Consider the following 18,390-nt stretch of genomic DNA (forward strand, 5'->3'; position numbering starts at 1 on the left):
ATGCGGGTCCGCCCGGCCACGGGTGTGTGGCCGGGCGGACCCCGCATGAGGTGCGGTTACTTGAAGGAGACCTCGGCGAAGTTCTCCTGCGTCAGCGGGGAGACCTTCGGCGGGTTGACGTTCTTGCCGAACGCGATGGCGGGCGGCGACGAGGAGATCGGGAGACCCGGCAGGTACTCCATGATCTTCTCGTTGGCGGCCTTGTAGGACTCCACGCGCTTGGCCGGGTCCGTCTCCTTGGACGCGCCGGTCACGGCGGAGAAGAGCGCGGGCTCCTTGAAGCCCCACTGCTTGTCGTACCCGGCGAACCAGGTGCCGATGAAGTTGTAGCCGTCGTTGAAGTCACCGGTCCAGCCGAGCATGTGCAGGGCGCAGGCACCGGACTCGGTGGCGTCCAGGTAGTCCGGGGCCCACTTCATCGGCTTCGGGGTGACGGTGATGCCGGCCTTCTCCAGGTCGGCCTTCATCAGCTCGAAGATGTCCTGCGGGGCGGGCATGTACGGGCGGGTGACCTCGGTCGGGTAGCAGAACTCGACCTTGAGCGCGGACTCGCCCGCGTCCTTGAGGAGCTGCTTGGCCTTGGCGGTGTCGAACGGGTACGTCTTCACCTTGTCCGAGTGGCCGGCGACCGTGTCGGGCATGAACTGCGTCGCGACCTTGCCGCCCTCGGGGAGCTGGGTCTTGACGATGTTCTCGCGGTCGATGGCGTGCGCGATGGCCTGGCGGACCTCGGGCTTCTTCAGCGCCGGGTTCTTCTCCTGGGTCATGCCCAGGTAGAAGATGTTGAAGACGTCACGGGTCGGGACCTCGAAGCCCGCGCCCTCCAGCGTCTTGACGTCCGCCGGCGAGACGAGGTCGTAGCCGTTGATGTCACCGGCCTGGAGGGCCTGACGACGGCCTTCCTCGGTGTCGATCGTACGGAAGACCAGGTTCTTCACCTTGGCCTTCTCACCCCAGTAGTCGTCGAAGCGCTCAAGGGTGACTTCCTTGTTGCCCTTGTTCCACTTCGTGATCTTGTACGGGCCGGTGCCGGCGACCGTGCCGGCCTCCTGGCTGTACTTGGGGTAGGTGATCGCGTCGCCCTTGCCGGTGGCGGCCTGCTTCGCGTACTCCTCGATGGCCTTCGGCGAGTGGATCGCCAGGGCCTGGAGGGAGAATCCGCCGGGCAGGTTGGCGGACGGCTCGTTGACCTCGATGACGGCGGTGTTCTCGTCCTGCGCGGTGCAGGACTTGTAGTTCGCCTTCGGGGCCTCGGGGTCCTCGTTCTTGGCGAACCCGCCCATGATGGTCTGCCAGTAGTAGGAGACCGCGCTGGACTGGTAGGTGCCCGTCCAGTTGAACCAGTGGTCGTAGTTGGCGCAGACGGCGGCGGCGTTGAGGGCCTCGCCGTCGTGGAACTTCACGCCCTTGCGGAGGTTGAACGTCCACACCGTACCGGCGTCGTTGCTCGACCACTTCTCGGCGAGACCGCCGACCAGCTTGCTGCCGCCGGACTCGTGCTCCAGCAGCGCTTCGAACGCCTGACGGGTGACCCGGAAGGTCTCGCCGTCGCTGGCGAGCGCGGGGTCCAGTGAGCCGGGGTCCCCGGCTCCGGCGAACACGAAGGTGTCCTTCGCCCCGCCCTTTTCGCCGTCCTTGCCGCGCTCGCTGGCGCAGCCCGTCGCGATCAGACCGACGGCGACCGCCGCGGTGACCGCCCGGACGGCGCGGGACTTGAGTATTCGCATGGGCCACCCCTGGTTTGGCCTAGTGAACGAGGTCTTGACCGGCCGAACACTACCCACGGGTGGCCGGGCGGAGAACAGTCCGGATAGCGGTGATACCTAGTCGAGACCCGGACACTCGCCAAACCGGTGGGATACGGGACAACGGTGGCGGGCGCGTTAACACCCCGGAAATCTACGCGAGTTCAGCAGGGCGTTTTCGGAACGCCGCGCTCCGCGCCGCCGCGCGCCCGTCACCACGGACGACCACGGCGGGTGATCAGCCGTGTCGTGGCGGGTAGCCGTAGCCGGGGGCGGGGGGTGCGGCGGGTACGGCGCCGTGCGCCTCGCGGTCGTAGAAAGGCCTCGTGTTCGCCCGCAGCCACATCGCCACCGGGTCGTACGCGTCGGACATGGCGACCGTCGAGACGGGCAGGCCGTCGGGGACGGCGGCGATCGAGTGCCGCATCATCGCGTGGACCGCGTCGACGGACGTCTGGCTCGTGTCGTACAGGTCGAGGCCGATCGCGAGGTACGGGGAGCCGAGCGAGGGCTGCACCCAGGCGCGCCGCAGCGAGCGGACGGGGGGCGTGCGGTGGGCGTTCTGCGTGAGCAGCGCGTAGAACTGCGGGAGCTCGATGGCCGGGTCGCTGAGCCTGAGCGGTCCGGCCGGCATCCGGTCCAGGCCGGTGGCGATCCGCCGCAGGTCGGCCCACGGGACCCCGAGGCCGCCGCCGGGCGCGTGCGGGTTGAGCCAGATGCCCCAGCGGTCGGGGTAGAGGGCGGCCGCCACCTCGCGGACGGCGACGACCTCGTGGGCGCGGTTCCAGCCGGAGGCGGCGAGCTCCTGCGCGGAGGTGACGCACGGGGCGTATCCGAGGCCGTCGACGTCCATGTTGCCGTACTGGGCGTCGGGGGAACCGGCCGTGCCGTGCCAGAGCAGCATCCAGACCTGGCCGTCGGCGAGGGCCTGGAGCAGCGCCTCGTACGCGTCATAGCGTCCGGGCGTCACCTGTCGCAGCATGCTCTCCACCTGCCCGGGAGCCCTGGACTCCGCTCGGGCAGGGGAGCCCCCACCGGCCGCTTCGGTGCCTGACGCGCTCACCCTGGATCCCGCCCCTCTTCCGTCTCGTCCACCGGACCACCGGTCCACCGGTGGACCGGACCAGCTTAAGCGGCGTCTCCGTCAGGAGCTGTGCTCGCGGCGGTAGAAGGGGCGCACCTTCTCCAGCATCCAGTCGACGACCGGGTCCTGTGCCGCGTCCAGCAGCACCAGATTGACCGGCCACGGCACCTGGACGCGGCCCAGCGCCCGGCCGAGCGCGTCCATGGGCGCGGTGCGGTCGGGACCCTCGAAGGACGAGACCTGGACGCCGACGAACAGGGCGGGCGCCTCGCCCTCGACGCTGGCCAGGGCGCGCCGCGCCGTGAGCACGACGCCCGCCGCCTCGAACTCGGCGCCGGCGGCGGCCAGGAAGTCCACCGGATCCTCCTGCCAGTCGGGCTCGAACAGCCGCACCCGGGCGCCGCTCGCGGGGCCGTCCAGCGGGGTGCGGCCGGCCCGGCACAGTTCGGCGACGGCGGCCGGCGGGAGGGGGATCCCGACGGCGCCGCCCGGGTTCACGGCGATGCCGAGCTGCGGGGGCAGGCCGCGGGCGAACTCGACGGCGGGTGCGACGGTGTACGCCATGTGGTCGCCGACGCACGCGCGGAACTGGGCCTCGGAGCTGAACACCGGGACGTACGGCTGCCCGTCGGGCTCCAGCGTCAGCGTCGGCAGGTCCAGGTCGGGGCTGTCGGGGCCGCCGCCCCTGGGCAGGGGCACCCAGACGGCGCTACGGCCCAGCACCTCGACGATCCGGCCTCCGGCGGAGGGGTTGCCGAGGGAGGCGGCGAGCACCTCTTCGAGCTCGTTGCCCGGCCATGCGGTGTCCACTGGTGCGCCCCCTGGTCCTGGTTCCCGGTCCCGCGTGTCCGCGGCGTGCGGCAGCACCCTAACGCGGCGGTCCGGAGAACGTGATCCGCGTCAGGGCCGTGGCCGCCGGGCGGTCCAGGAGCACCGCCGACGCGCAGCCGCCCGGCAGGACGCCCCGCTCGGCGTCCCTGACCAGCCGCCCGACGGCGGCCCGGTGCCGGGCGAAGGCGTAGCCGGACACCCCGCGGCCCCGCTCGCGCTGGCCCTCGCGGGCGGTGCGGGGCGTCACGTCGAGCAGGAGCAGGTGCAGCGACCGGCCGCGGCGGCGGGCCTCGCGGGCGAGCCAGCGGCGTACCCACGCCTGTGTGCCGCAGTCGTGGACGACGACGCTGTCGCCGGAGCGCAGCGCCCGCCGCAGTCCGGCGTAGTGGGCGATCCGTACGAACGGGCGGTAGACCGCGTAGGGCAGGAGGCGGGGGAGGCGCCGCTCCCACTGCTCCCGGGCGTCCTGCGAGTCGACGGCGCAGCCGGCGGCCGCCCGCGCGATCAGGGTGGACTTGCCGCTGCCGGGGAGCCCGGAGACCACCACGAGGTCGCCGGGGGCGAAGGCGAGCTCCTGGGGGCCGCGTCCGGCCCGCCCGCGCAGGTCGCGCAGGACCGCGACGGTGGGAGCGGCGGGAACGGTGGGAGCCGTGGGAGCCGTGGGAGCCGTGGGAACGGTGGGAGCCGTGGGAACGGTCACCGGGGCGCCCACGGGGCGGGCTGCCGCCCCGCCCCCGCCCGCCACCTCTCCGGCCGTCCCCGCGGTCGTCGCGTACACACCGGACCGGTGCAACGTCATCGCCCTCCCCCTTGCTCGGCTCCCCGACCCTTGCCCAAGAAGTGTAAAGAAAGGGTAATAAGGAACAAGTGATTTGCCGATCGGACCCCTCGTGCAATGATGTCCGCGCCAGGCGCAGTCAACCGCATGCGCCGACAACCGCATACCGGCCGATCGAATCCGCGCGGGAGAGTCCCGGGTCAGGTCAGGTCCGGGCGCCGAAGGAGCAAGTTCCTCCCTTGAATCTCTCAGGCCCCGTACCGCACGGATGAGGCAGATCTGAAAAGCGAGCCCCCGCTTCGAGCGCACGCGTTCGAGCACGGGTGCTCCACCCAAGGTGCAAGCCGACCGACCCCTCAGGGTCACGGCGAACCTCTCAGGTTCCGATGACAGATGGGGAGGACCGTCCTCGCCAGCCATGCCCCGGACCTGGGAGCCCTTCCATGAGCCCTGCCCCCCGTCTGACCGCTCTCGACGCCGTGCACCGTTCGCTCGGCGCGACCATGACCGACTTCGCCGGCTGGGACATGCCCCTGCGCTACGGCAGCGAGCGCGACGAGCACAACGCCGTCCGCACGGCGGCCGGCCTGTTCGACCTGTCCCACATGGGTGAGATCACCGTCACCGGACCGCGCGCCGCCGACCTGCTGGACCACGCGCTCGTCGGCAACATCGGCGGCGTCGGCGTGGGCCGCGCCCGCTACACCATGATCTGCCGCGAGGACGGCGGCATCCTCGACGACCTGATCGTGTACCGCCTCGGTGAGAGCGAGTACATGGTCGTCGCCAACGCCTCCAACGCCCAGATCGTCCTCGACGCGCTGACCGAGCGCGCGGCCGGCTTCGACGCCGAGGTGCGCGACGACCGTGACGCCTACGCGCTGCTCGCCGTCCAGGGCCCCGAGTCCCCCGGCATCCTGAAGTCGCTGACCGACGCCGACCTGGACGGCCTGAAGTACTACGCGGGCCTGCCGGGCACGGTCGCGGGCGTGCCCGCGCTGATCGCCCGCACCGGCTACACCGGCGAGGACGGCTTCGAGCTGTTCGTGGCGCCGGAGCACGCCGAGAAGCTGTGGCAGGCGCTGACCGAGGCCGGCCGGGACGTCGGCCTGATCCCGTGCGGCCTGTCCTGCCGCGACACGCTGCGCCTGGAGGCGGGCATGCCGCTGTACGGGCACGAGCTGACCACCGGGCTCACCCCGTTCGACGCGGGCCTGGGCCGAGTCGTGAAGTTCGAGAAGACCGGTGACTTCGTCGGGCGCACCGCCCTGGAGGCCGCCGCCGAGCGCGCCGCGACCAACCCGCCGCGCAAGCTCGTCGGCCTGATCGCCGAGGGCCGCCGGGTGCCGCGCGCCGGTATGGCCGTGGTCGCCGGCGGACAGGTGATCGGCGAGGTCACCTCGGGAGCCCCGTCCCCGACGCTGGGCAAGCCGATCGCCATGGCCTACGTGGACGCGGCGCACGCCGCGCCCGGCACCGCCGGCGTGGGCGTCGACATCCGCGGCACCCACGAGCCGTACGAGGTCGTGGCGCTGCCGTTCTACAAGCGCCAGAAGTGACACGCTCGCGAGAAGGCTCGCCTCCAGGCTGCCGGCTCGCGGCACTCGCGGTGCCGGACGTGATCCCGCGCACTCCCTCCCCGTTCACCACCACTCCCCCGCGTACAGGAGAATTCAGGTCATGAGCAACCCCCAGCAGCTTCGTTACAGCAAGGAGCACGAGTGGCTGTCGGCCGCCGAGGACGGCGTGTCGACGGTCGGCATCACCGAGCACGCGGCGAACGCCCTCGGCGACGTCGTGTACGTGCAGCTCCCCGAGGTCGGTGCCACCGTGACCGCGGGCGAGACCTGCGGTGAGCTGGAGTCCACCAAGTCGGTCAGCGACCTGTACTCCCCGGTCACGGGTGAGGTCGTCGAGGCCAACGAGGACGTGGTGAACGACCCGTCGCTGGTGAACACCGCTCCGTTCGAGGGCGGCTGGCTGTTCAAGGTGCGCGTCGCGGACGAGCCGAAGGACCTGCTCTCCGCCGACGAGTACACCGAGTACGCCGGCTGACCCGAGAACACCCACCAGACCCCTAGGGACCGCGTGATGTCGCTTCTCAACACCCCTCTCCACGAGCTGGACCCGGACGTCGCCGCCGCCGTCGACGCCGAGCTCCACCGCCAGCAGTCCACCCTGGAAATGATCGCCTCGGAGAACTTCGCTCCGGTCGCGGTGATGGAGGCCCAGGGCTCCGTTCTCACCAACAAGTACGCCGAGGGCTACCCCGGCCGCCGCTACTACGGCGGCTGCGAGCACGTCGACGTGGTCGAGCAGATCGCGATCGACCGCGTCAAGGAGCTCTTCGGGGCGGAGCACGCCAACGTGCAGCCGCACTCCGGGGCCCAGGCCAACGCCGCCGCCATGTTCGCCCTGCTGAAGCCGGGCGACACGATCATGGGCCTGAACCTGGCCCACGGCGGTCACCTGACCCACGGCATGAAGATCAACTTCTCCGGCAAGCTCTACAACGTGGTCGCCTACCACGTCGGCGACGACGGCCGGGTCGACATGGCCGAGGTCGAGCGCCTCGCCAAGGAGTCCAAGCCGAAGCTGATCGTCGCCGGCTGGTCCGCCTACCCGCGCCAGCTCGACTTCGCCGCGTTCCGCCGCGTCGCCGACGAGGTCGGCGCGTACCTGATGGTCGACATGGCGCACTTCGCGGGTCTCGTGGCCGCGGGCCTGCACCCGAACCCGGTGCCGCACGCCCATGTCGTCACCACCACCACGCACAAGACCCTGGGCGGTCCGCGCGGTGGCGTGATCCTGTCGACACAGGAGCTCGCGAAGAAGATCAACTCGGCGGTCTTCCCGGGTCAGCAGGGCGGCCCGCTGGAGCACGTCGTGGCGGCGAAGGCGGTGGCCTTCAAGGTCGCGGCGAGCGAGGACTTCAAGGAGCGCCAGCAGCGCACCCTCGAGGGCGCGAAGATCCTCGCCGAGCGCCTGATCCAGGCGGACGTCGCCGAACACGGCGTCTCCGTCCTGTCCGGCGGCACGGACGTCCACCTGGTCCTGGTCGACCTGCGCGACAGCGAGCTCGACGGCCAGCAGGCGGAGGACCGGCTCCACGAGCTGGGCATCACCGTCAACCGGAACGCCATCCCGAACGACCCGCGGCCCCCGATGGTCACCTCGGGTCTGCGGATCGGCACGCCGGCCCTGGCCACGCGCGGTTTCGGCACCGAGGACTTCACCGAGGTCGCCGACATCATCGCCGAGGCGCTGAAGCCGTCGTACGACGCGGACGCGCTCACGGCGCGGGTCACGGCACTCGCCGCGAAGCACCCGCTTTACCCTGGCCTGTAAGCGTTACGTACGTTACAGACCATTTGCGGGGCACCGCGCACACTGGACGGTGAGTGCGGTGCCCCGCTCCATGCCCCGCACGACACGCGGTGCCCGCGCGGGCTCCGCCCCCGACACCCGATCCCCCTCCCTCCCCGCCTCTCCCCCTCTCCCCCTCCCCCTCTCCCCTCTCCCCTGAAGCCCCTCCCCTGCACCACCCCGGCAGACAGCGGCGTCTACCAACCAAGGAGTTCCCCGTGGCCATCTCGGTCTTCGACCTGTTCTCGATCGGCATCGGCCCGTCCAGCTCCCACACGGTCGGCCCCATGCGCGCGGCCCGCATGTTCGCGCGCCGGCTGAAGAACGAGGGCCTGCTCGCCCACACCGCGTCGATACGGGCCGAGCTGTACGGTTCCCTCGGCGCCACCGGCCACGGCCACGGCACGCCGAAGGCCGTCCTCCTGGGCCTGGAGGGCAACTCGCCCCGTACCGTCGACGTCGAGACCGCCGACGACCAGGTCGAGCGGATCAGGAGCGAGAAGCGCCTCGACCTCCTCGGCGTGCACGAGATCGGCTTCGACTTCGACACGGACCTGGTCCTGCACCGCCGCAAGGCGCTGCCGTACCACGCCAACGGCATGACCCTGTGGGCGTACGACGCCGAGGGCGCGACCCTGCTGGAGAAGACGTACTACTCGGTCGGCGGCGGGTTCGTCGTGGACGAGGACGCCGTCGGCGCCGACCGGATCGTGCTGGACGACACCGTCCTGAAGTACCCGTTCCGCACCGGTGACGAGCTGCTGCGCCTCACCCGGGAGACCGGCCTGTCGATCTCCGCGCTGATGCTGGAGAACGAGAAGGCCTGGCGGACCGAGGACGAGATCCGCGAGGGCCTCCTCGACATCTGGCGCGTCATGCAGGCGTGCGTGGCGCGCGGCATGTCCCGCGAGGGCATCCTCCCCGGCGGTCTGAAGGTCCGCCGCCGCGCCGCGAACACGGCGCGGAAGCTGCGCTCCGAGGGCGACCCGCAGGCGCTGTCCATGGAGTGGATCACCCTCTACGCGATGGCGGTGAACGAGGAGAACGCCGCGGGCGGGCGCGTGGTGACCGCCCCGACGAACGGCGCGGCCGGCATCATCCCGGCGGTCCTGCACTACTACATGAACTTCGTGCCCGGCGCCGACGACGACGGCGTTGTCCGCTTCCTGCTGGCCGCGGGCGCGGTCGGCATGCTCTTCAAGGAGAACGCCTCGATCTCCGGCGCCGAGGTCGGCTGCCAGGGCGAGGTCGGCTCGGCCTGCTCCATGGCCGCCGGAGCGCTCGCCGAGGTACTGGGCGGCTCGCCCGAGCAGGTGGAGAACGCCGCCGAGATCGGCATGGAGCACAACCTGGGCCTGACGTGCGACCCGGTCGGCGGGCTCGTCCAGATCCCCTGCATCGAGCGCAACGGCATGGCGGCGGTCAAGGCGGTCACCGCCGCCCGGATGGCGATGCGCGGCGACGGCAGCCACAAGGTCTCCCTGGACAAGGTCATCAAGACCATGAAGGAGACCGGCGCGGACATGTCGGTCAAGTACAAGGAGACGGCGCGCGGCGGGCTCGCGGTGAACATCATCGAGTGCTGAGGCGGAAGGCCCTGACAGCGCGTTCGTGTCCTTCCGGCACGGTCAGGGCCTTCCCTGCTCACGCGGCGGAAAGCCCCTGGGACATCCCCGGGACAGACGTGAAAGTCCCTGCAAGCCCCTGAGATGTTTCCGCTCGGAGCGGTCTTCCGAGCCTTGGCTCCCGGGCAACGGTCGGCCGACCACGCGCGGTGCCGGCCTGCGGGCAGTCAGGAGGGACGGTGCTGCGGTTCCACGGCCCTGAGCAGGCATTCGCGGTCGTCAGCATCAAACTGGTAGCTGGCACATCAGGCCGGTAGCAGGCAGCTCCCGCCCTGGGGAGTGGCGCCGCGGCCCGGCACCGGATTCCGGGCCCCTGGCCATCGTGCGGTTGCCGCCACGCACAGCCCGAGGGCACCACGAACACGATTGCCGCCAGCACGTCCCGGTCAGGCAGGCTGCGACCCCAGGGAGAAGCCCGGCGGTCAGCGGCCCATTCGGCGTTGCTCGTCGAACCGAACCAGCACCCGTACCAGACGCCACACTCCGGCCGCCGCACCGAGCAGTGCACCCCCCACCAACACGCCCTTCTTCGCTGAACCGGAGATGTCGAAGGCCAGCGCGAGAGCCAGAGCGACGGCGAAGACCGCCGCAGCCAGCGCGACAGCGGTCACCAGGGCGAAAACGATCTCCACCGTCATTGCGTCCTTCTCCCACCGCGACTCACGCCCCATGTCCATGCCGTAAGTCTCACATCACGGCCACGCCATGGCGCCTGGGTCGGACAGCCTGACGCGCACGCTCGACGGCGCGCGCACCGATGGAGAGCGGCTCTGCCCCACTGCGGCTGCTCAGTCCGGTCGATCGTCGCCGACTCACGGCGGCAGTCGGCGTCAGAGCGCCGAGGGGGCGTCCACCGGCGGGTCGGTGGACGCCCCCTCGGGCGTGGTCGCTCAGGCCCTGTTCAGGTGGGTCCAGAACTCGTCCCAGGTCAGCTCGCCGTCGCCGTTGCCGTCCTGGGCGTTGATGACGGCCTGCGCCACGGTCTCGGTGACGTTGAAGTCACCCAGCTCGGCCATGACGCTCTTGTACTCGGCGGCCGTGATCCGTCCGTCCCCGTTCACGTCGAACCGCTCGAAAGCCTTGCGCGCCGACTCGATGTCCGCCATCGGTCCACCCCTTCTTGATCCCTGACTGTACGGCGGTCAGATTATCGGCCAGAGGTGGCCGGACAGTTGCGGGGCCCGTGGGCGACGATGGACCCATGAGCGACGCAGTGGCACGCATCCTGTCGGCGGCGGCGCGCGGCGAGTTCCCGCCGCCCGACGGCTCCACCACCATCGTTCCCCAGCCCGGTCCCCGGGACGCGGGGGTCCTGGCCTTCACCGCGCACTCGGTCGTCTTCACGGACGAGGATCCGGAGTGGGTGCGCGCCGAGTTGGCGGCGACGGCGAGCGACGCCCTGGCCGCCGCGATGAACCCCGGGTTCCTGGTGGCGCTGATGGCCCGTACGGGCCGGCGGATGGACACCATCGACATGCTGACGGTCGCCGGTGCGCTGCCGGGCGAGCCGCCGGTCCCGCTGCGCGAGATCGAGGACCCGGACCACCCCCGGGTGGTGCGGGCCCGCAAGTACCGCGACGACGTGCGGGTATGGCGGGCCGACGGCGGCGTGGTGATCCTCGGGCGGGCGGTCGCGGGCCGCTGGGAGGCGGCCGTCGAGGTGGACGAGGACGCCCGGGGGCGCGGCCTCGGCCCGCGCCTGGCGGTGGCGGCGCGTCATCTGGTGCCGGACACCGCGGTCTGGGCTCAGCAGCCGCCCGGGAACGCCCGCAGTGTGCGCACGTTCCAGGCGGCGGGCTACCGTCCGGTCTGCTCGGAAGCCCTGTTGGTGGCCGGCTGAGCGACGGCCACCGCAGGGCCGCCCGGTCGTACAGACCCGGTCGTACGGACCCGGTCTTACGGGGACCGGCTCACGGGCCCCGGCTTACGGGGCCCTTTCGTGCGGGCGCCGGGCGTGGGAGGCCCCGGCGTGCGGGCCGGGCGGGTCAGCGGAAGACGCCGGTGTGGCCGAGGGAGTAGCGGCCCGGCTGGGGGTAGACGGCGAGGCCGTGGGGGCCGCCGCCGACGGGGATGCGGGCGAGCTGCTTGCCGGTGGTGGTGTCGATCGCGTAGACCTCGGAGTCGTAGCGTCCGGACAACCACAGCACCTTGCCGTCGGCCGAGACGCCGCCCATGTCCGGCGAGCCGCCGTCCGGCAGCCACCACTTCTTCGTCAGCTTGTTCCGGGTGAAGTCGAAGACGGAGATGGAGCCTTCGCCCCGGTTGGGTACGTACATCTCCTTGGAGTCGCGCGACACGTACAGGCCGTGGCAGCCCTTGCCCGTGGGCAGCAGGGTGGGCTCGGTGAACTTGTCGCCGTCCAGCACCCACATGCCGTGCGCCATCATGTCGGCGATGTAGAAGGTCTTGCCGTCGGGCGACAGCTTCACGTCCTGCGGCATGGCGCCGCTGAAGGGCAGCTTCTGCTGTCCGACGACCTTCATCTTCTCCGTGTCGACCTTAAGCAGTTCGCCGGAGAACTCGCAGGAGACGATGAAGTACCGGCCGTCCGCCGAGAAGTCGGCGTGGTTGACGCCGTAGCAGGAGACCGGCTCGGTGTGGACCCGCTCCATGGTGTGCGGGTCGCGGAAGACCAGCTCGCGGTCGAGTGACGCCATGACGACGGCGTACTTGCCGTTGGGCGTGAAGTACAGGTTGTACGGGTCGTGGACCTCGACGTCCTTTCCGCGCGCCCCGGTCGCGGGGTCGATCGGGGTGAGGGTGTTCCCCTGGTTGTTGTTCACCCAGAGGGTCTTGAGGTCCCAGGACGGTACGACGTGCTGGGGGTGCTTGCCGACCGGGATCGTCTCGATGACCTTGTAGGTCGCCGGGTCGATGACCGAGACGGTGTTGGAGAGCGTGTTGGGCACGTACACGCGCGAGGGGAAGCCCTTGACCACCGGGGAGAGCCGGTTCGGGCGGTCGGCCGCGTAGATGTCCTTCGGGTCGAGGACGGGTGGCATGCCGGGCAGTCCGGGCGGTCCGGCGGGGGCGGCCGCCTTCTTCTTCGGGGCGGCGGGCGGTGCGGCCGCCTTGGTGTCGCGGTCGTCGGCGGTGCCGCAGCCGGCGAGGGCGGCAAGGAGGGCCGCCGCGATGAGGGTCGTGGTTCGCTTCGTCAGGTGCAGCATCAGATCAGCAGCTCCGATGTGGTCACCGCGCGCAGGCCGCGGCGGTCGAGTTCGTCGAGGAGGGCGGGCAGCGCGGCGACCGTGTCCGCGTAGCCGAAGTGCAGGCTCACCACCGATCCGTTGCGGATCTGCCCGGTGACCCGCTGGACGACGGCCGGGGCGCCGGGTGAGGTGAAGTCGAGCGAGTCGACGTCGTACGAGAGGACGTGCGGGTAGCCGGCCCGCCGGGCCAGCCGTTCGACGCGCGGCGTGGCGTACCGCGCGCGGGAGGGCCGGAACCAGGAGCCGATGGAGCCGGTGAGCCGGCGCAGCCGCCGGGCGCAGTCGGTGATCTCGGCGTAGGCCGCGGCCTCGTCGATCTCGGCCAGCGCGCAGATGTCACGGTGTCCCTGCGTGTGGTTGCCGAGTTCATGGCCGCCGTCGAGGATCCGGCGGGCGAGCGCGGGGTGGGTGTCGAGCCAGCCGCCGACCGCCAGGACCGTGAGCCGGGCGCCCGCCCGTTCCGCCTCGCCGAGCAGGCTGCGGGCACCGGCGGGGTCACCGCCGCCGTGGAAGGTGAGGGCGACGCGGGGGCGGTGGCGGGGGCCGTGCTCGATCTGCGCGGGGCTGCCGGGGAACCGGCGCGGCGCGGGGGCGGCGCGCGGTACGGCCGGGCGGTGTTCCGCCGTGGCGGAGGCGGCGGCCGGGCGGTGGTCCGCGCAGCCGGTGGCGAGGGCTCCCGCGACGGCGGCGCCCGCTCCCGCGCGCAGTGCGGCGCGGCGGTCGGTCGGGGTCACGCGACCATTTAAGGGGTTTCGACCGTAAAAGGTGATGATTGACCCGTTTTATCGCATTTCCCGGTCGCGTCTCCGGCCAGGAACAGGGCCCTATGGGGTCAAGGATTCACCCGTGAGTCCCCATATTTATTCATGGTTTTCGAGGCTAGTGGCCCAGTTCACCTAAGATTCATTACCGATATGGCGGTTTTAGGGGAGTTCACACCGATAAGGCATTTTGGCGGCAAGGCCCCCCGTCTGCCATAGTCGGGGGACACGACCCCCTTCGACCCGGGCCTGGTCGTCCACAGCGCCGTGGATACACCCCAATCTTCCGCGGTGCGCACTCGAAGCCCCCGCGGCGCCCCATCCCGGCGCGAAGGGGGCTTCCGTGCTGACGGGGGCGGGCTTCGCGCCGGTCAGCGGTCAGCGGTCAGCGGTCGGAGACGCGCATCTCGAACCAGGTGGTCTTGCCGCGCGGGAGGAGGTCCACGCCCCAGCGGTCGGAGATCTTGTCCACCAGGAACAGGCCGCGCCCACTGGTGTCCATCTCGTGCACCGGCATCAGACAGGGCAGCCCCCGCGACGGGTCGCGGACCTCGATCCTGATCCAGCCGGGGCGCGGGCGCCGCATCCGCAGCCCGAACACCCGTGCCCCGGTGTGCCGGACGGCGTTCCCGACGAGCTCGGAGACGAGCAGGATGGCCTGTTCGGCGACCTGCGGACCGAGGCCCCACTGACGCAGGACGACCACCTGCGCCAGCCGCCGGGCGGTCGCCGCCGATTCCGGACGGGACGGCAGCCGCACCTCGTCGACCGACGGATCCCCGAAGGATTCCAGTGCCTTGAGCGCCTGTTCGTCGTCCACGCTCGGTACCCATCGCGCGGCGGTAGCGCTACTGCGCTGCCACGGTTGCTCCACGCCTTCCAGCCCCGCCATGCCCACCATCATGGCCGTCCGGCGGGCGGCGCGGGGCGGTTCCTCGGGAATCGATCCCCCGGGACCGAGGATCCCGGGGGCTTCCAAAGGCATATGACGGAGGCACAAAAAGCCCGCCATAGCACCATTGACCTGCGATGACGCTCCGCGTCCGCGTGATCACGAGTCAGGCGGGCCGTCCGTCACTCCACATACCCCTGAAGCGTGGTCACACCACCCGCGCGGTTGACCTTTCCGGCCACGCGTGTGCTCCGTCGCACCGGGACGCGCTCGCCGTGCCCGCGTGGACTCAGACGAACTTCGCCTTGCCCGGGCCCTCCTCCACGAAGCTGCGCATGCCCCGCTCGCGGTCCTCCGTGGCGAACAGACCGGCGAACCAGTTGCGTTCGATGGTCAGGCCCGTGTCGATGTCCGTCTCCAGACCGCCGTCGATGGACTCCTTGGCGGCACGGAGCGCCAGCGCCGGGCCCTGGGCGAGCTTCGCGGCCCACGCGTGCGCCTGCTCGTACACCTCGGCCGCCGGCACGACCCGGTCGACCAGGCCGAGCTCCCGTGCCTCGTCTGCCTTCACCATCCGGCCGGTGAAGATGAGGTCCTTGGCCTTCGACGGGCCGACGAGACGCGCGAGCCGCTGGGTGCCCCCGGCTCCCGGGATGAGCCCCAGCAGGATCTCCGGCTGGCCGAGCTTGGCGTTGTCCGCGGCGATCCGGAAGTCGGCGCAGAGGGCGAGCTCGCAGCCGCCGCCGAGCGCGTAGCCGGTGACGGCGGCGACCACGGGCTTGGGGATCCGGGCGACGGCGGTGAAGGAGTCCTGCAGGGCCTTGGAGCGCAGCACCATGGCCGCGTGGTCCATGGCCTGCATCTCCTTGATGTCCGCTCCGGCGGCGAACACCTTCTCGCCGCCGTAGAGCACCACGGCGCGCACGTCGTCGCGGCCCGCGGCCTCGTCGGCGAGCTCCTTCAGCCGGTCCTGGGTGGCGATGTCCAGGGCGTTCATCGGCGGACGGTCCAGCCTGATGGTGCCGACGCCCGCGGAGACTTCGAGAGTGACTGTCATACGGGGCAGGTTAGCCTCCGTTAACGCGCGGGGGCCCGGTGCCGTTGGTCACAGCACCGGGCCCGCCGCCGGGAGTCCCCGGGTTCCGCTCCGTCCTAGCTGGTCCACTCCGACCAGGACATGTTCCAGCCGTTCAGGCCGTTGTCCGGCTTGATCTGCTTGTCCTTGGAGTTCTTCACGATGACGACGTCACCGATGATCGAGTTGTTGTAGAACCAGGCCGCCGGCGTGCTGCCGTCGTAGGCGCCGCGCACATCGCGCAGACCCACGCAGCCGTGGCTGACGTTGGCGGACCCGAAGGTGCCGGGCGATGCCCAGTAGTTGCCGTGGACGAAGGTGCCCGAGGTGGACAGGCGCATCGCGTGCGGCACGTCCTTGATGTCGTACTCGCCGCCGAAGCCCACGGTGGCGCCGTTCATCCGGGTCACCTTGTACTTCTCGCTGATGACCATCTGGCCGTTGTACGTCGTCGTGGACGGCGCGCCCGCGGTGATCGGGATGTTCTTGATCTCCTGGCCGTCACGGACGACCTTCATGGTCTTGGCGCTCGCGTCGACCGTGGAGACCTGGCTGCGGCCGATGGTGAACTTCACCGTCTTGGCCTGCTTGCCGTAGACGCCGGGGCGGCCTTCGACGCCGTCGAGGTTGAGCTCCACGGTCACCTTGGTGCCCGCGGCCCAGTACTTCTCCGGACGGAAGTCGAGCCGGTCGTTGCCGAACCAGTGGCCCTCGATCGGCACGGACGGCTCGGCGGTCACCTTGATGGCGGCCTCGACGGCCTCCGGGTTGGTGATGCCGCGGGTGAAGTTGATGGAGACCGGCATGCCGACACCGACGGTGGAGCCGTCCTCCGGCGTGTAGTGACCGATGAAGGTGTTCTTCGGGACGAGCGTGGTGAACGTCGTGTCCTTCGCGGACTCACGGCCGTCGGCGTCCTTGGCGATGGCGTGCACCTTGTACATGGTGCCGGCCGCGAGGTGCCGCACCGGCTCCCAGCTCGTGCCGTCGGACGCGAGCTTGCCCTCGACCGGCGTGCCCTTGGAGTCGGCGACGGTGACCGTCGTCAGCTTGCCCTTCTCGGCGGTCACCTTCAGGGCGCCGCTGGTGGCGACCGACTCGGCGCCGTCGTTGGGCGTGACGGTGACGACCGCCTGCGACGCGGCGTTCTCGACCTTCCCGGCGTCGGACTTGCTGTCGCCGCCCTTGCCGCTGCCGGAGGCCGCGCCCCCGCCGCCGCACGCCGTCACCAGCACCAGCAACGCCCCCGCCAGCGCGGCCTGCACGCCGGCCCGCCCGCGCCCGCGGCCGGCTCTGGCCGATGCCCCCGATATCGGCTGCCCGTTCACGATGTACTTCTCCCCTCGCACGGCCCGGCATCGCCGAGGCCCGCACCCCCGCGCGCTGCATTCGCGCGCACGGCGCTAGATAATCACACCGCACGCTGTGCTGAGCGCCCCGGAATGTCACCGTTCAGTCCCAACTTGTTCAACCGGCCAGGTGGGAGAGGCCGGAAGGCGTAGCAGGTGGGGGCGGTGTGAGGCCCGGCGGTACGAGGGTCCTGAGGTCCGGGGCCGGGGCCCGGTGCGCGAGCGGCCCGGGGGTGCGCGGGGCCGGGGATACGCGAGGGGCGCGGGAGCGCGCAGGGGGTACGGGAGCGGCGCGGGGGTACGCGAGCGGCCCGGGAGCGCGCAGGGGGTACGGGAGCGGCGCGGGGGTACGCGAGCGGCCCGGGAGCGCGCAGGGGGTACGGGAGCGGCGCGGACCGCGGCGATGGGTCAGCGCAGCGCGGAGCCGGCCTTCCAGGCGCTCCAGCCCATGTTCCAGCCGCCGAGACCGTTGTCGGGAGCGACCTGCCGGTCACGCGAGTTGACCACCTCGACCACGTCGCCGATCAGGGTGCGGTCGAAGAACCAGCCCGCCGGGCTGTCCGCGCTGCCGCCCTTCACATCGCGCAGCCCCACGCAGCCGTGGCTGACGTTGGCGGAGCCGAACGTGGAGGGGGCCGCCCAGTAGTTGCCGTGCAGGAACGTGCCCGAGCTGGTCAGCCGCATCGCGTGCGGCACGTCCTTGATGTCGTACTCGCCCTTGCCGTCCTTCTTCGTGAAGCCCACCGTGGCGCCGTTCATCCGCGTCACGTCGAAGAGCTCGGTGACGACCATCTTCCCGTTGTACGTGGTGGTCTTCGGCGCCCCGGCCGTGATCGGCAGCGTGGCCAGCAGCTCACCGTCGCGGCGCACCTCCATGGTGTGCTTCTCCGCGTCGACCAGGGAGACCTGCGAGCGGCCGACCGTGAACCCGACGGTCTTGTCCTGGATGCCGTACACGCCGGGCGCCGCCTCGACATCGCGCAGCCCCAGCCGCACGGTCACCCGGGTGCCGGGCGCCCAGTAGGTCTCGGGGCGGAAGTCCAGCCGCTCCCCGCCGAACCAGTGGCCCGCGACCTCGACCGCCGGGTCCGAGGTGACCCGGATGGCCCGCTCGACCGCCGCGCGGTTCTCGATCGCCCGGTTGAACCGGAACGAGACGATCATGCCCGTGCCGACGGTGGAGCGGTTCTCCGGCTTGAAGTAGCCGATGAAGCGGTGCTCGGGGACGACGGTGGTGAACGTGGTGTGCCGGGCCGCGCGGCGGCCGTGCCCGTCCAGGGCGACCGCGTCCACGCTGTACTTGGCCGCCAGCGCCAGCCGGGTCCCGGGCGCCGGCCGCCAGCGCAGCCCGTCCTGCGAGATGGTGCCGGGCACCTCGGCCGGCCGGTCGTCCTCCACCTTCGTGACCGTGACCCGCTCCAGCCGGCCGCTCGGCACCCTCACCTCGACGCGGCCGTCCGGTGCGACGCCGTCCGCGCCGTCCGCCGGGATCACCCGGATGGTGTCCTGCGGCGAACGGCCCTTGCTCCCGATGCCACCGATCCCCCCGGCTCCGCCGAGGCCCGCGCCGCCGTCGCCGCCGGTGCAGCCGGCCAGCCCCGCCATCAGTCCCGCCCAGGTCAGGGCCGCCGCCACGCCGAGCCCAGTCCGCTTCAGTACGTGTCTCACGATCCGC

17 protein-coding genes and 1 riboswitch are annotated in these 18,390 nt (G+C 71.3%); of the genes, 5 read left to right on the plus strand and 12 right to left on the minus strand.

From position 1 onward, the window contains the following. Positions 1-56 precede the first annotated feature (56 nt). The 4 genes from ACGF5U_RS06995 to ACGF5U_RS07010 all read right to left on the minus strand — a co-directional run bounded on the left by ACGF5U_RS06995 (position 57) and on the right by ACGF5U_RS07010 (position 4,459). Positions 57-1,727 (minus strand): ABC transporter substrate-binding protein, encoded by a 1,671-nt coding sequence (locus ACGF5U_RS06995; protein ID WP_392710957.1) that lies wholly within the window; start codon positions 1,725-1,727, stop codon positions 57-59. 256 nt (positions 1,728-1,983) lie between these two features. After that, a complete protein-coding gene (locus ACGF5U_RS07000) occupies positions 1,984-2,808 on the minus strand; it encodes an enhanced serine sensitivity protein SseB C-terminal domain-containing protein (protein WP_392710959.1) in 825 nt (274 codons plus the stop codon). An 81-nt stretch (positions 2,809-2,889) separates the two neighbouring features. Further along, on the minus strand, positions 2,890-3,639 hold the full coding sequence (locus ACGF5U_RS07005; protein WP_392710961.1) for an enhanced serine sensitivity protein SseB: 750 nt from the start codon (positions 3,637-3,639) through the stop codon (positions 2,890-2,892). Between the two features lie 58 nt (positions 3,640-3,697). After that, entirely contained in the window at positions 3,698-4,459 is a 762-nt protein-coding gene (locus ACGF5U_RS07010; protein WP_392710963.1) for an AAA family ATPase, read from the minus strand. Positions 4,460-4,613: 154 nt separating this feature from the next. After that, positions 4,614-4,711: riboswitch (glycine riboswitch) on the plus strand. 170 nt (positions 4,712-4,881) lie between these two features. Here ACGF5U_RS07010 and gcvT point away from each other — a divergent pair. The 4 genes from gcvT (at position 4,882) to ACGF5U_RS07030 (ending at position 9,390) form a co-directional block, all read left to right on the plus strand. Further along, complete coding sequence (gene gcvT, locus ACGF5U_RS07015; RefSeq protein WP_392710965.1) at positions 4,882-5,997, plus strand: glycine cleavage system aminomethyltransferase GcvT; 1,116 nt, start codon at positions 4,882-4,884, stop codon at positions 5,995-5,997. A gap of 121 nt (positions 5,998-6,118) precedes the next feature. Next, positions 6,119-6,493, plus strand: coding sequence for a glycine cleavage system protein GcvH (gcvH, locus tag ACGF5U_RS07020; RefSeq protein ID WP_392710966.1), 375 nt, complete (start codon positions 6,119-6,121; stop codon positions 6,491-6,493). Between the two features lie 36 nt (positions 6,494-6,529). Beyond that, the gene (gene glyA, locus ACGF5U_RS07025) at positions 6,530-7,786 is read left to right on the plus strand and encodes a serine hydroxymethyltransferase (RefSeq protein WP_392710968.1); all 1,257 of its coding nucleotides are present in this window, start codon (positions 6,530-6,532) and stop codon (positions 7,784-7,786) included. A gap of 236 nt (positions 7,787-8,022) precedes the next feature. Then, positions 8,023-9,390: an L-serine ammonia-lyase gene (locus ACGF5U_RS07030; protein WP_392710970.1), complete on the plus strand. Its 1,368-nt coding sequence runs from the start codon at positions 8,023-8,025 to the stop codon at positions 9,388-9,390. A 461-nt stretch (positions 9,391-9,851) separates the two neighbouring features. On the opposite strand, the gene ACGF5U_RS07035 is transcribed toward ACGF5U_RS07030, so the two are convergent. Then, positions 9,852-10,106: a DUF6332 family protein gene (locus tag ACGF5U_RS07035; protein WP_392710971.1), complete on the minus strand. Its 255-nt coding sequence runs from the start codon at positions 10,104-10,106 to the stop codon at positions 9,852-9,854. 213 nt (positions 10,107-10,319) lie between these two features. Beyond that, entirely contained in the window at positions 10,320-10,535 is a 216-nt protein-coding gene (locus tag ACGF5U_RS07040; RefSeq protein ID WP_392710973.1) for an EF-hand domain-containing protein, read from the minus strand. Between the two features lie 95 nt (positions 10,536-10,630). Between ACGF5U_RS07040 and ACGF5U_RS07045 the strand changes: the two genes are divergently transcribed. Further along, positions 10,631-11,269: a GNAT family N-acetyltransferase gene (locus ACGF5U_RS07045; protein WP_392710974.1), complete on the plus strand. Its 639-nt coding sequence runs from the start codon at positions 10,631-10,633 to the stop codon at positions 11,267-11,269. 145 nt (positions 11,270-11,414) lie between these two features. On the opposite strand, the gene ACGF5U_RS07050 is transcribed toward ACGF5U_RS07045, so the two are convergent. The 6 genes from ACGF5U_RS07050 to ACGF5U_RS07075 all read right to left on the minus strand — a co-directional run bounded on the left by ACGF5U_RS07050 (position 11,415) and on the right by ACGF5U_RS07075 (position 18,383). Beyond that, positions 11,415-12,596: a hypothetical protein gene (locus tag ACGF5U_RS07050; protein WP_392710976.1), complete on the minus strand. Its 1,182-nt coding sequence runs from the start codon at positions 12,594-12,596 to the stop codon at positions 11,415-11,417. Then, the gene (locus ACGF5U_RS07055; protein WP_392710977.1) at positions 12,596-13,372 is read right to left on the minus strand and encodes a polysaccharide deacetylase family protein; all 777 of its coding nucleotides are present in this window, start codon (positions 13,370-13,372) and stop codon (positions 12,596-12,598) included. The genes ACGF5U_RS07050 and ACGF5U_RS07055 overlap by 1 nt, the downstream gene beginning before the upstream one ends. A gap of 412 nt (positions 13,373-13,784) precedes the next feature. Beyond that, positions 13,785-14,291 carry an ATP-binding protein gene (locus tag ACGF5U_RS07060; RefSeq protein ID WP_392710978.1) on the minus strand — a complete coding sequence of 169 codons (507 nt, stop codon included), beginning with the start codon at positions 14,289-14,291 and terminating at the stop codon, positions 13,785-13,787. A gap of 289 nt (positions 14,292-14,580) precedes the next feature. After that, positions 14,581-15,348: an enoyl-CoA hydratase/isomerase family protein gene (locus ACGF5U_RS07065; protein WP_392710979.1), complete on the minus strand. Its 768-nt coding sequence runs from the start codon at positions 15,346-15,348 to the stop codon at positions 14,581-14,583. A gap of 95 nt (positions 15,349-15,443) precedes the next feature. After that, the gene (locus tag ACGF5U_RS07070; protein ID WP_392710981.1) at positions 15,444-16,694 is read right to left on the minus strand and encodes an Ig-like domain-containing protein; all 1,251 of its coding nucleotides are present in this window, start codon (positions 16,692-16,694) and stop codon (positions 15,444-15,446) included. A gap of 429 nt (positions 16,695-17,123) precedes the next feature. Continuing rightward, a complete protein-coding gene (locus ACGF5U_RS07075; protein WP_392710983.1) occupies positions 17,124-18,383 on the minus strand; it encodes an Ig-like domain-containing protein in 1,260 nt (419 codons plus the stop codon). Between the last annotated feature and the right edge of the window lie 7 nt (positions 18,384-18,390).

It is taken from the genome of Streptomyces sp. NPDC047886, assembly GCF_043204435.1.
GTDB lineage: Bacteria > Actinomycetota > Actinomycetes > Streptomycetales > Streptomycetaceae > Streptomyces.